Source organism: Nocardioides sp. 616 (assembly GCF_002930065.1).
GTDB classification, from domain to species: domain Bacteria; phylum Actinomycetota; class Actinomycetes; order Propionibacteriales; family Nocardioidaceae; genus Nocardioides; species Nocardioides houyundeii.
The window spans coordinates 457,767-470,476 of sequence record NZ_POAG01000017.1 but is presented as its reverse complement, the minus strand read 5'-3'; the positions used below and the strand labels follow the sequence as shown (position 1 = coordinate 470,476).

Below are 12,710 nucleotides of genomic sequence, written 5' to 3'. Positions count from 1 at the left end.
GCAGGTGAGCGGCGGCTGCGGCCGCCGCTCAGGCCTGGACGGTCAGGGTGCGCTTGATCCGCCGCAGGACCCTCCGGCCCGTCGAGGGCGCCACCGCGTGCACCGGCACGGACCGGGGGTCGCGTGTTCCCGGCTGCTCGTCGCCGTCCTTGGCCGGGCCCGGAGCCTCGCGCATGTAGCGGTCGTTGGCCGGCACACCCCAGCGTGAGACGGTGCGCGACTTCTCCCAGGCCTCGACGATCCGCTTGCGGGTGCGGGACTCGAAGTGGAACAGCTCGCAGGTCGCGACCCAGACGATGCGCAGGCCGTGGTGGCGGACCTTGTAGCAGAGGTCCACGTCGTTGAAGTTGAGCGGCAGGGTCTCGGTGAACCCGCCGACCTCGAAGTAGGTGTCGCGACGCATCGCGGCGCAGGCCGCGGTGACCCCGCTGGTCTCGCGGTTCACCACGAGATCGCCGAAGTGCCCCGGCGAGCTGCCCGGCGCGCCCATGTAGGGGTGCTTGTAGTGGCCCCGGTTGTAGGCGTGCCCGGCGTGCTGGATGGTGTCGCTGCTGAAGTAGAGCTTGGCCCCGGTCATGCCCACGTCGGGCTCGTCGAGGGGACCGACCAGGTCCTCCAGCCAGCTCTCGGAGCGGATCGAGACGTCGTCGTTGAGCAGCACGAACCTGTCGCCGCTGGCGCGCAGGGCGCCGATGTTCATCTTGCGGCTGTAGTTGAACGGCTCGTCGAACTCCACGAGCACCAGCCGGTCGCCGGCCAGGTCGGCCAGCTCGTCCAGCACGGCCTGCGGAGTCGGGGGGTCGTAGACCACGACGATCTCGAAGTTCTGGTGCCGGGTCTTGGCCATCACCGTGCGTACGGCCTCGACCACGAAGACCTGGTGCAGGCCCCACACCATGCTGCCCTTGCCGATGGTGGGGATGATCAGGCTGACCTTGAGCGCGGGGTCCAGTCGGCGCTCCAGGCGGTACATGCCCGGGTGGGGGCCGAAGTCCACGTCCGCGGCCAGGCCGAGGCGGTCCATGTGGTCCTGCACGGCCTGGCGACCGGCGATCCAGGCGTACGGCTTGGCGTTGGCGTCCGCCGCAGCCGAGCCGGGCACCACCCGCCAGTGGTACAGGATCTCGGGGATGTGCACGATGGAGCGGGCCTGCTCGGTGACCCGCAGCACCAGGTCGTGGTCCTGGGAGCCGTCGTAGCCCTCGCGGAAGCCGCCCACCCGGCGCAGCAGCTCGGTGCGGATGACGGACAGGTGGCTGGTGTACATCTGGCCACGGAGCCGCTCGGGCGACCAGTCGGGCTTGAGGAAGGCGTCGTAGAAGGTGCCGTCAGCCGCGACCTTGTCCTCGTCGGAGTACAGGTAGTCAACGTCGTCCTCGGCCTCGATCGCGGCCGCGTTGCGGGCCAGCGCGTCCGGGGTCAGCAGGTCGTCGTGGTCCAGCAGCACCACGAACTCGCCCGTGGCCGCGTCGATGCCGTCGTTGGAGGCCTTGACGATGTGGCCGTTGGTCTCGCGGGCGACCACCTTGATCCGCGGGTCCTTGGCCGCGTGCTCGCGCAGCAGAGCCAGCACCCCCGGGTCGGGCGAGCAGTCGTCGACCAGGATCCACTCCCAGTCCTGGCACTCCTGGGCGAGCACCGAGGCGACCGTGTCGGCCAGGACGTCGAGCGGAGGGGCGTAGACGGGCGTGACGATCGAGAACAGCGGGGCTGTCATGCCTGCCTCAGAGCTCGGACTTCGAACCGGTGAGCAGCCTGCCGACGCGGTAGGCACGGGAGGCCTTGAGGCTCTTCAGCCTCTCCTCGGTGCGGGCCAGCCGCTTCTGCTGGCCGCGGAGCCGGTCGCGCAGCTTCTGCACGCGCTCCTGCTGGGCCTTGATGCGCAGGTTGAGCCGGTTCACGGTCGCCTGGAGGCGCACCGCCTCTGCCTCCAGGCCGATGATGTGGTCGCGGGTGGTGAGCACGTCGTGGCGGGCGCTCTCCAGGTGCAGCTCGAGGTTCGCGACGTGCTGGGCCGTGGCCTCCGCCCGCTCGTGCGCCTGCGGGTCGGGGTGGTGCAGCGCGTCGAGCTCACGCTGCAGGGCCAGCAGGCCCTGACGCTTCTCGCTCAGCTCGCCGGCGAGGTGGACCAGGCTGGACTCGTAGCGGTGCACGATGTCGCGCGGCTGGAGCTCCGAGCGCTCGAACAGCACCGCCCACGGGGTGAGGAAGTCCAGGTTGACGTCGGCGCGTCGGTAGAACCCGCGCTCGGCGAACGCGGCTGCCCACTCCGAGGTGGGGCGCACGTTGACGTGGGTGGCCTCGGGGGACTCGTGCGGGGTGGAGGAGAACAGGACCCGGTCGGTCGCCGCGCACATGGCGTCGATGCTGGCCCTGGCCGCGCGAGGGTCCAGGTGCTCCACCACCTCGAGGCAGGTGATCAGGTCGAAGCGACCCTCCAGCGGGCGCGCGGCCGAGGAGAGCTCGAGCCGGGGACGCACCTCGGGGTGCGCGCCGGCAAGGGCGTGCTCGGAGATGTCGATGCCTCGGGCGTCGACCCCCTTCTCGGCCAGGGCCTGGACCAGCAGCCCCTTGGCGCAGCCGACGTCGAGGGTCGTCTTGGGGTTGGCGAGGGCGATGAGCCGGTCGGCCAGGCTCCGGCTGTGCTCGCGCCAGGAGGGGTTGTCCCAGGTGTACTCGCCTTCGGCGCCGTTCAGCACGCGGGCGTAGTAGGACTCGGCGTAGTCGCCCGGCGCGGTCCCGCCGGTGACTGGCGTTACATCCTGCGACGACATTGCGACACGTCCCTACTTATCGGCCCCCAGCGCAGAGCCCCGCCCCGATCGCTGCCTTGCATGCGCTCGGCACCTTACCCCATGCAGCACCGCCCATCATGGCGCCGTACCGCGCGCTCCAGAGGGTGTCAGCGCCTGCCGGACGCGCCGCGGGTGACCAGGGCGAGCGCTGAGCTGACGAGGTAGTCCTTGACCTGCTGCGCCGAGATCTCGGCGATCGCCGGCGTCCCCGGGCTGACCTCGCTGACCAGGATGCCGACGCGCGCGAGCTGCAGGGCGCCGAGCCCGCTGGCGTACAGGGCGTTGGCGAGCACCCGGGGCTCGGCGACCACGAACTCGCCCGCCGCCACCCCGGCGTCCAGGGCGTCGGTCAGGAGCACCAGGCAGCCCGAGATGGCCCGGCCCAGACGCAGCGCCGCGTCCTCGCTCACCTCGTCGAGGAGCTCGGGACCGGTGCGTCGCATCAGCGACTGCGCGCAGTCGACGAACGCCGGGTGTGCGATGCCGTAGTCGGCGAACGCGCCGACCAGCGCGCCCAGCCGGGTGGGGGCGGACAACGCGCCGTCCGCGGCCTGCTGCAGCGCGGCCCGCAGGTCGTCGAGGTAGCCCACCAGGGTGAGGGCGAAGAGCTCCTCCTTGCCACTGAAGTGGCGGTAGACGATGGCGCGGTTGATGCCCACAGCCTTGGCGATGTCCTCGATCTGGGCGTCGCGGACACCACGCTCGTCGAAGAGCGCGCGGGTCGCGGTCAGGATCTCCTGGGTGCGCGCCCGACGACGTGCCGCAGCAGCGGTACGTCGTCCATCGGGGCGCGGGCGCGCCGCACGCGAGTCGTCCATGAGGCGCAGTCTAGGCAGAATCGTCTCGACGGGGCGCCGGGCTCAGACTTGACGTCTCGCTCGAGTCGGTTTGGGCGAACCCTCAGCCGCCACTGATCGCCAGCACCGCCTCCAGGGTGTCGGCCTCGGCCGCGGACTTGTCGTTGCGGTAGCGCACCACGCGGGCGAAGCGGAGAGCGACGCCCCCGGGGTAGCGCGAGGAGCGTTGGAGGCCGTCGAGGGCGATCTCCACCACCTGCTCCGGTCGCACGTGCACGACGTGTCCCTCCCGGTGGGTCTCGAGCTCCAGGAAGCGTTCGGTCTGCCAGGTGAGCACCTCGTCGGTCATCCCCTTGAACGTCTTGCCGAGCATCACGAAGTCGCCGGTGGCCGGGTCCCGAGCGCCCAGGTGGATGTTGGAGAGCAGTCCCTGGCGCCGGCCCGAGCCCCACTCCACCGCCATCACCACCAGGTCCAGGGTGTGCACCGGCTTCACCTTCACCCAGGCGGCGCCGCGGCGCCCCGCGTCGTACGCCGCGGACAGGTCCTTGACCACCACGCCCTCGTGACCGGCCTCGAGCACCCTCGCCAGGAAACCGGCGGCGGCCGCCGGGTCGCCGGTGACCAGCCGCGCGACCCGCTGGGACTCCGGCACCAGTGCCTCCAGCCGCGCCCACCGGGCATGGGCGGGCCGGTCCAGCAGATCCTCCCCGTCCAGGTGCAGCAGGTCGAAGAAGTACGACGTCACGTGCACCTCGCCACCGGCCGTGGCCACCCTGGAGGCCGTCTCCTGGAAGGCGCGGGGTCGGCCGTCGCCGTCGACCAGCAGGGCCTCGCCGTCCAGCACGAGCCGGCTGGCCGGGAGCGCCCGAACCGCTGCCACCACCTCGGGCAGGCGCGCGGTGATCTCCTCCAGGGACCGGGTGAAGATCCTGACCTCGTCCTCGGCCCGGTGCACCTGGATGCGGATCCCGTCGAGCTTGGCGTCCACCGCGACCGGCGTCCGCCCCGGCTCCACCACCCCCTCCGGCGCCTCTTCCGCAGCCGGCACCACGCGGCCACCGATGCGCGCCAGCGCGGCGCCGACGTCGGGGGCGCTGGAGGCCAGCATCGGCAGGATCGGCGAGCCCACGGCCAGACCGACCGACTCCAGGGCCGCGAGGCCGTCGCGCAGCGCCAAGGCCACCACGGCGATGGTGGATCCCGAGAGCATGGCGGCCCGGCGGACCGCGGCGACCGGCAGCCCCGCGGCGGCCGCCACCGCCTCCTGGAGCAGGGAGTCCAGCGCGCCCTGACGGACCTCGCCGAGCGCCACGGCGCGCAGCCACTGCTGCTCGGGCTCGGTGGCCCGGGAGAACAGCTGGGCCACCGCGGCGGCCCGGGCGCCTTGCGAGCCCGGCCCGGAGAGATCGGCGATGTCTTGGAAGGCGCGGTTCACCTCCGCCACGTCCAGCGTGGGCTCGGCCGCAGGGGAGGGGAGGGCGCCCAGCGAGCGCCAGCCCAGGCCGGTGCGTCGCTGCAGCAACGTCCCGGACAGATAGGCGGCGACCACCTCCACGTGCTCGGGGCGGGCCCGGCCGAGGGTGCGCGCCAGCACCTCGACCTTGGCCTTGCGCGAGCGGGTGGCGGCCACGGCCCCGGACGCCTCGACGATCTCTCTCAGCAGCACAGTCCTCATTCTGGCCTGCCCGGAAGCCGCGTGCCCGCTCAGTCGCGCTGCGACAGCCTGGCGAGCTCCAGCACGAAGCGGTCCCAGCCTCGGCGCGGGTCGCGTCCGGTGAGCTCGCCGATCCTGCGGAGGCGCTGCCGCATCGTCTGCGGATGGCAGCCGGCCGAGGTGGCGGCATCGGACGCGGAGCCGGTGGCCAGGTAGACGTCGAGGCTGTGCAGCAGCACCGGGTGCCGGCTCAGGGGTCCCAGGACCAAGCGGTGCAGCCGCGTGGCGTCGGCGTCGCGGTGGCCCGAGGCGAAGGCAAGCGCCGCTGCGTCGGCGTCGTCGAGCAGGTCCCGGGCTTCGAAGGCTCGGGCCGGCGCGTGGGTCAGGGCGTGCTCGGCCAGCCGGAAGGCGCGTGGGAGGTCGTCGATCCCGTGGCCGCCCAGGGCCACCGCCGACCACCCCCGTGCTCGCAGCGCTGCTGCCAGCACCGCGCGCGGCACCTGGGGCAGCACGGCGAGCCCCAGGCCGTCCTGGACCCGGGTCAGTCGGTCCGGACCGGATGGGGGAGCGGGCGCCGCGGACCCCTGCGGGGTGCACGCCTGTGCCAGGCAGGAGGCCCACGCCGTCTCTCCCGCCTCGGCCAGCGAGCCTCCCGTGGCGACCAGGACCAGGGGGTGCTCCGGGAGTCGCACGCCCAGCTGGCGGCTGCGGTCGGCGATGGCGGACCTGGTCGCGTGGCGCCCTGCCACGAGGTCGGCCAGGAGATCGCCCAGGGCGAGCTCCCGGTCGTCGCTGATCCGGACCGTCGCCGCCGCGTGCCCGGCGTACAGCGCCTCGGAGAGCGCGTCGATGCTGGCCATCCACAGCCGGGCCAGGGCGAGGGCGTCGGCGACGGAGAGCCGGTCCAGGGCCCGGGCCGCTACCAGGTCGGTCACCGAGCTGCCCGCCACCCGATAGGCCCGCAGCACCACTGGGAGCGGACGCCCGTCGAGGGCTCGGGCTGCCCCGATGCCGCGGAACCGCTGCAGGTCCGCCTCGTCCAGGCCCGTGCCCTCCACCCAGGCGTCCAGCACCCGCGCGGTGCCCCAGGCCGCGATCGCGCCGACCTCCGCCAGCTGTGCCGGCGCCAGCACGGTGTACGCCGGGATCTCGGCGGTGACCGCCTTGACGATGCACGCCGTGACGCCCTCCAGGTCGGCGAGCAGCTCGTCCCGGATCTCGCGGCGCCCCGCGTCGGCACTCGCTTGATGGACGCTCATGGGATGACAACCTAGCCGCGCAGGGAGTGAGTGGCGTCTTGACGCCCGCCCGGCCCGGATCGGAGCATCGCGGGCATGGATGCAGACATCATCGTCGTGGGCCACGGCCTGGCCGGTCTCGTGGCGGCGGCAGAGGCCGCCGACGCCGGCCGGCAGGTCATCGTGGTCGACCAGGAGGGTGAGCAGTCCCTGGGGGGACAGGCGCACTGGAGCCTCGGCGGCCTGTTCCTGGTCGACACCCCCGAGCAGCGACTGATGGGCATCAAGGACTCCCACGAGCTCGCCCTCGCGGACTGGCTGGGCAGTGCCCAGTTCGACCGCGAGGAGGACCGGTGGCCCCGGGCCTGGGCGGAGGCGTACGTCGACTTCGCCGCAGGGGAGAAGCGCTCCTGGCTGCGCGGGATGGGACACCGGGTCTTCCCCGTCGTGGGCTGGGCGGAGCGTGGCGACGGCACCGCCGACGGGCACGGCAACTCGGTCCCGCGCTTCCACCTCACCTGGGGCACCGGCCCCGGCGTGGTCGCGCCCTTCGAGCGCCGGGTCCGGGAGCACGTCGAGACCGGGCTCATCACCTTCGCCTTCCGGCACCGGGTCGACGAGCTCGTGCTGGACCAGGGCGCGGTGACCGGGGTCCGGGGCCGGGTGCTGGCACCGAGCGCCGAGGAGCGGGGACGCGCCACCAACCGCGACGAGGTGGGCGACTTCGAGCTCTCCGCGCAGGCCGTCATCGTCTCCTCGGGCGGGATCGGCGGCGACCACGACCTGGTCCGCAAGGCCTGGCCGGCCCGGCTCGGCAAGCCGCCGCGCACCATGGTCGCCGGGGTGCCGGCGCACGTCGACGGCCGGATGGTGGGGATCTCCACCACCGCCGGCGCCAACCTGATCAACCCGGACCGGATGTGGCACTACGTGGAGGGCATCCGCAACTGGGACCCGATCTGGGAGAACCACGGGATCCGGATCCTGCCCGGGCCCTCCTCGCTCTGGCTCGACGCCACGGGACGCCGTCTGCCCGCGCCGTACCTCCCCGGTTTCGACACCCTCGGCACCTTGGCGCACCTGCGCTCCACCGGCTACGACTACTCGTGGTTCGTGCTGACCCAGAAGGTGATCGAGAAGGAGTTCGCGCTCTCGGGCTCGGAGCAGAACCCCGACCTGACCGGCAAGGACGTCCGGCTGCTGCTCTCCCGGGTCACCGGCAAGGGCGCCCCGGGCCCCATCCAGGCGTTCGTGGACCACGGTGAGGACTTCGTGGTGGCCGACAACCTGACCGACCTGGTCGCGGGGATGAACAAGGTCGGCACCGACGCCACGATCGACGAGTCGGACCTGCGCCGGCTGATGGAGTCGCGGGACCGGCAGCTGGACAACCCCTACGGCAAGGACACCCAGGTCACCTTCCTCCGCTCCCACCGCCAGCACCGCGGGGACAAGATCGTGCGCACCGCCGCCCCGCACAAGTTCCTCGACCCCAAGAACGGTCCGCTGATCGCCGTCCGGCTCAACATCCTCACCCGCAAGACGCTGGGCGGTCTGGAGACCGACCTCCAGGGCAGGTGCCTGACCAGCACGGGGGAGCCGCTTCCCGGGCTGTACGCCGCAGGCGAGGTCAGCGGCTTCGGTGGCGGCGGGATGATGGGCTACAACGCCCTCGAGGGCACGTTCCTCGGCGGCTGCCTGTTCTCCGGCCGGGCCGCCGGCCGCGCCGCCGCCGCGGCCGTCAGCTGAGACAGGCGTACCGTCGAGGGGTGACCGCAGCTCTGGAGCGCACCTGGCGCCCCGCCTGGCCCTGCCCCGTGCAGTCGGTGCTCGGTCAGCACCGCCGCGGGGGCGGCGACCCGACCCTGCGGGTGGTCGGCACCACCACCTGGCGGGCCCTGCGCGCGCCGACCGGAGTGGCCACGCTCGCCGTGTCCGCCCTGGACGGCGACGGCGAGGTGCGCGCGCGGGCCTGGGGACCGGGAGCCGAGTGGGCCCTGGACGCGTTGCCGGCGCTGCTGGGCGCCGAGGACGACCCGAGCGGCTTCGAGCCGCGCCACCCGGCGGTGATCGAGGGGCTGCGCCTCAGGCCGCACTGGCGGCTCTCGCGCACCGGGCTGCTGATGGAGTCGCTGGTGCCCTCGATCATCGAGCAGAAGGTCACCGGACAGGAGGCCTTCGCCGGCTTCCGCCGACTGGTCCGCCGCTTCGGCGAGCCGGCACCGGGTCCGGCCGAGGTGGACCTGTGGGTGCAGCCCCCGGCCGAGGTGCTGCGCGCGATCCCGTCCTGGGACTGGCTCGCGCTGCCCGTCGACCCGGCGCGCTCACGCGCGCTGGTCCAGGCCGCCCGGGTCGCAGACTCCCTCGAGCGGCTCACCCGCTCCCCGGCCGAGGTGGTGGACCGCAAGCTGCGCACCCTGCCCGGCATCGGGGTCTGGACCAGCGCCGAGGTCCGCGCGCGGGTGCTGGGCGACCCGGACGCCGTCAGTTTCGGAGACTTCCACGTGGCCAAGGACGTCGGCTGGGCCGTGGCCGGGACCCCGTTCACCGACGAGCAGCTGGCGGAGTTCCTCGAGCCCTGGCGCGGGCACCGCGGCCGCGTCGTGGCGGCCCTGATGGCCGCGCGCGGCCACCGTCCCCGGCACGGACCCCGGATGGCGCCGCGTACCCACCTACCGGCGCGCAGGGTTACGCGCTGACTCGCTCAGAGCAGCGGGCGCAGGGGGCCGAGGACGAACTCGGTGAACTTGCGGTGCAGGTCCCGGGCCTCCCACTCGCCGATGGTGAGCTCGAGACAGTTGGTCTCGTCGAGGGCGAAGAGCTCCTCCATCAGGTGGGCCATCTCCTCGTCGATCAGCTCCACGTTGATCTCGTAGTTGCCGGTCAGGCTGAGCCGGTCCACGTTGGCGGTGCCCACGGTGGTCCAGTTGCCGTCGATGGTGGAGGTCTTCGCGTGCACCATCGCGTCCCGGTAGCGCAGGATCCGGACCCCGGCGGCGAGCAGCTGGGAGAAGTAGCCGCGCGAGATCCAGTCGGCCACGATGTGGTTGGACTTCAGCGGCAGCAGGATGCGGACGTCCACCCCGCGCTGCGCGGCCCTCTTGAGGGCGTCGACGAAGTCCTGGTCGGGGATGAAGTAGGCGTGCGTCATCCAGATGTTGCGGGTGGCGCGGTCGATCGCCTCGAGGTACATCGAGCGGATCGGGAACATCCAGAGCCGGGGGATGTTGCGTGAGAGCCGGATGCGCGGCTCCCAGGTGGAGTTGGTGCCCAGCAGCAGCGGCCGCTCGCTGGGGCGCAGGCGGTGCCGGCGGTGCAGGTTCCAGAAGTCGGCGAACGCCCGCTTCAGGTCCCACACGGCCGGCCCGGTGATCCGGATGTGGGTGTCGCGCCACTCGGTGGCGTAGGCGGAGCCGATGTTGTAGCCGCCGACGAACCCCACCTCCTCGTCCACCACCAGGATCTTGCGGTGGTCCCGCCCGTAGCGGCTCAGCGCCCAGAACTTGAAGCCGGCGTTGTAGACCGGGTAGCGCAGCACCTTGAGGTTGCGGGGGAACCTCTTGAACCTGGGGGAGACGACCAGGTTGGCGAACGCGTCGTAGATGCAGTAGACCTCCACCCCGCGGTCCGCCGCGGCGGCCAGCGCACGCTTGAACGCCTCGCCCACCTCGTCGGACTTCCAGATGTAGGTCTCGAAGAGGATCTGGTGCCGGGCCCCGTCGATCGCGGCCAGCATGGCGTCGTAGAGGTCCTGGCCGTAGGTGTAGGTGGTGACCGTGCCGTCGCCCACCGTCACCGTGCTCGGCGCGGACCGTGGGAACGGCTTGGGCTTCTTGCCCCGCCTGCGGTAGGAGTCGACGAGGGTGAGGCCGATCGCCACGAGGAACGGGGTGCCGACCAGGGTCAGCACCGCTGCGCGCGCGTGCCGAAGGACTCGGTCTGCGAAAGTGGGGCTGCTCACCCGCTCACCCTAGCGAGGCATCTCCGGCACCCCGGCACGCACGCCGCCCAGGACTGTCGGTGCTGCCGCGTAGGCTCGTGGTATGCGTCCAGTGACCGATCTCGAGCGCCGGGTGGCGCCGTTCCACGTGGTCTCCGACTACCAGCCGGCCGGGGACCAGCCCGCGGCGATCGCCGAGATCACCAGTCGGATCAAGGCCGGGGTGCCGGACGTGGTGCTGCTGGGCGCCACCGGCACCGGCAAGACCGCCACGGTGGCCTGGGTGGCCGAGCAGGTCCAGCGACCCCTCCTCGTGCTCCAGCCCAACAAGACCCTGGCCGCCCAGTTCGCCAACGAGCTGCGGCAGCTCTTCCCGGACAACGCCGTGGAGTACTTCGTCTCCTACTACGACTACTACCAGCCCGAGGCCTACGTCCCCCAGACCGACACCTACATCGAGAAGGACTCCTCCATCAACGAGGAGGTGGAGCGGCTGCGCCACTCCGCGACCAACTCGCTGCTGACGCGACGCGACGTGATCGTGGTCTCCACGGTCTCCTGCATCTACGGCCTGGGCACCCCTCAGGAGTACGTCGACCGGATGCTGCGGCTCAAGGTCGGCGACGAGCGGGACCGCGACCAGCTGCTGCGCCAGCTGGTGAACATCCAGTACACCCGCAACGACATGTCCTTCACCCGAGGCACCTTCCGGGTCCGTGGCGACACCCTGGAGATCTTCCCGGTCTACGAGGAGCACGCGGTCCGCGTCGAGTTCTTCGGCGACGAGATCGAGCGGCTGATGACGCTGCACCCCGTCACCGGCGAGGTCCTCACCGAGGACAAGGAGACCTACGTCTTCCCGGCCACCCACTACGTCGCCGGACCCGAGCGCATGGAGCGCGCCATCGCCGGCATCGAGCACGAGCTGGAGGACCAGCTGGCCAACTTCGAGCGCCAGGGCAAGCTGCTCGAGGCCCAGCGGCTGCGGATGCGCACCACCTACGACGTCGAGATGATGCGCCAGGTGGGCTCGTGCGCAGGGATCGAGAACTACTCGATGCACATCGACGGACGTGCCCCCGGGTCCGCCCCCAACTGCCTGCTCGACTACTTCCCCGAGGACTTCGTGCTCGTGGTGGACGAGTCTCACGTCGCGGTGCCCCAGATCGGCGGCATGTACGAGGGCGACATGTCCCGCAAGCGCAACCTGGTCGACCACGGCTTCCGGCTGCCCAGCGCGATGGACAACCGGCCGCTGAAGTGGGAGGAGTTCCTGGACCGGATCGGCCAGACCGTCTACCTCTCCGCCACCCCCGGCAACTACGAGCTGGACAAGGTCGGCGGCGCCGAGAACGCCGTCGAGCAGATCATCCGGCCCACCGGCCTGATCGATCCGGAGGTCATCGTGAAGCCCACCAAGGGGCAGATCGACGACCTGATCCACGAGATCCGGCTGCGCGCGGAGAAGAACGAGCGCGTCCTGGTCACCACACTGACGAAGAAGATGTCGGAGGACCTGACCGACTACCTCCTCGACGCCGGCATCCGCACCAGGTACCTGCACTCCGAGGTGGACACCCTGCGCCGCATCGAGCTGCTGCGCGAGCTCCGCCTGGGTGAGTACGACGTGCTGGTCGGCATCAACCTGCTGCGCGAGGGCCTGGACCTCCCCGAGGTGTCCCTGGTCGCCATCCTGGACGCCGACAAGGAGGGCTTCCTGCGCTCGGACAAGTCGCTGATCCAGACCATCGGTCGCGCGGCGCGCAACGTCTCGGGCCAGGTGCACATGTATGCCGACAAGGTGACTCGGTCGATGGAGTCGGCGATCGACGAGACCAACCGGCGGCGCGCGAAGCAGGTGGCCTACAACAAGGAGCGGGGCCTGGACCCGCAGCCGCTGCGCAAGAAGATCGCCGACATCACCGAGATGCTCGCCCGCGAGGACGAGAACACCGCCGAGCTGCTGGCGACCTGGCAGGGCACCGGTGCGCGCGGGGACAAGTCGAAGAAGGCTCCGGTGCCGGGCCTGTCCAAGATGAAGACCGCCGAGCTGCACCAGCGCGCCCCGGACACCGCCGGCATCCCCTCCAGCGACCTGGCCGAGCTCATCCAGCAGCTCACCGACCAGATGAAGGGCGCGGCGGCGGAGCTGCAGTTCGAGGTGGCCGCGCGGCTGCGGGACGAGATCGGGGACCTCAAGAAGGAGCTGCGCCAGATGATGGAGGCCACCAGGTGAGCCCGGCGCCGCAGCACGCAGCGGACCGCCGGGGCTGAGCACGGGGA

General features: G+C 71.8%; 9 protein-coding genes. 3 read left to right on the top strand and 6 right to left on the bottom strand.

Annotated features, from left to right (window positions below; genetic code table 11):
* Positions 1-28: 28 nt before the first annotated feature.
* The 5 genes from C5H89_RS08670 to C5H89_RS08650 all read right to left on the bottom strand — a co-directional run bounded on the left by C5H89_RS08670 (position 29) and on the right by C5H89_RS08650 (position 6,508).
* A complete protein-coding gene (locus tag C5H89_RS08670; protein ID WP_104106594.1) occupies positions 29-1,717 on the bottom strand; it encodes a glycosyltransferase in 1,689 nt (562 codons plus the stop codon).
* 7 nt (positions 1,718-1,724) lie between these two features.
* Positions 1,725-2,774 (bottom strand): class I SAM-dependent methyltransferase, encoded by a 1,050-nt coding sequence (locus C5H89_RS08665; protein WP_104106593.1) that lies wholly within the window; start codon positions 2,772-2,774, stop codon positions 1,725-1,727.
* Between the two features lie 128 nt (positions 2,775-2,902).
* A complete protein-coding gene (locus tag C5H89_RS08660; protein WP_104106592.1) occupies positions 2,903-3,613 on the bottom strand; it encodes a TetR/AcrR family transcriptional regulator in 711 nt (236 codons plus the stop codon).
* 82 nt (positions 3,614-3,695) lie between these two features.
* Positions 3,696-5,261 (bottom strand): ATP-dependent DNA ligase, encoded by a 1,566-nt coding sequence (locus C5H89_RS08655; protein ID WP_104106591.1) that lies wholly within the window; start codon positions 5,259-5,261, stop codon positions 3,696-3,698.
* A gap of 38 nt (positions 5,262-5,299) precedes the next feature.
* Entirely contained in the window at positions 5,300-6,508 is a 1,209-nt protein-coding gene (locus tag C5H89_RS08650; RefSeq protein ID WP_104106590.1) for a PucR family transcriptional regulator, read from the bottom strand.
* 75 nt (positions 6,509-6,583) lie between these two features.
* On the opposite strand from C5H89_RS08650, the gene C5H89_RS08645 reads away from it, so the two are divergent.
* Together C5H89_RS08645 and C5H89_RS08640 are read left to right on the top strand one after the other, a co-directional pair.
* A complete protein-coding gene (locus C5H89_RS08645) occupies positions 6,584-8,236 on the top strand; it encodes an FAD-binding dehydrogenase (protein ID WP_104106589.1) in 1,653 nt (550 codons plus the stop codon).
* A gap of 20 nt (positions 8,237-8,256) precedes the next feature.
* The gene (locus C5H89_RS08640; protein WP_240181778.1) at positions 8,257-9,186 is read left to right on the top strand and encodes a DNA-3-methyladenine glycosylase 2 family protein; all 930 of its coding nucleotides are present in this window, start codon (positions 8,257-8,259) and stop codon (positions 9,184-9,186) included.
* A gap of 5 nt (positions 9,187-9,191) precedes the next feature.
* Here the strand turns inward: C5H89_RS08640 and C5H89_RS08635 are convergent, their stop codons facing one another.
* A complete protein-coding gene (locus C5H89_RS08635; protein WP_104106588.1) occupies positions 9,192-10,448 on the bottom strand; it encodes a phospholipase D-like domain-containing protein in 1,257 nt (418 codons plus the stop codon).
* An 82-nt stretch (positions 10,449-10,530) separates the two neighbouring features.
* Here C5H89_RS08635 and uvrB point away from each other — a divergent pair, with 82 nt between their 5' ends.
* Positions 10,531-12,663: an excinuclease ABC subunit UvrB gene (gene uvrB, locus C5H89_RS08630; protein WP_104106587.1), complete on the top strand. Its 2,133-nt coding sequence runs from the start codon at positions 10,531-10,533 to the stop codon at positions 12,661-12,663.
* The last annotated feature ends 47 nt before the right edge of the window (positions 12,664-12,710 follow it).

Excerpts from the sequence above, each read along its gene's own strand:
- C5H89_RS08670 (WP_104106594.1), bottom strand. The coding sequence starts at position 1,717 with ATGACAGCCCCGCTGTTCTCGATCGTCACGCCCGTCTACGCCCCTCCG.
- C5H89_RS08665 (WP_104106593.1), bottom strand. The coding sequence starts at position 2,774 with ATGTCGTCGCAGGATGTAACGCCAGTCACCGGCGGGACCGCGCCGGGC.
- C5H89_RS08660 (WP_104106592.1), bottom strand. The coding sequence starts at position 3,613 with ATGGACGACTCGCGTGCGGCGCGCCCGCGCCCCGATGGACGACGTACC.
- C5H89_RS08650 (WP_104106590.1), bottom strand. The coding sequence starts at position 6,508 with ATGAGCGTCCATCAAGCGAGTGCCGACGCGGGGCGCCGCGAGATCCGG.
- C5H89_RS08645 (WP_104106589.1), top strand. The coding sequence starts at position 6,584 with ATGGATGCAGACATCATCGTCGTGGGCCACGGCCTGGCCGGTCTCGTG.
- uvrB (WP_104106587.1), top strand. The coding sequence starts at position 10,531 with ATGCGTCCAGTGACCGATCTCGAGCGCCGGGTGGCGCCGTTCCACGTG.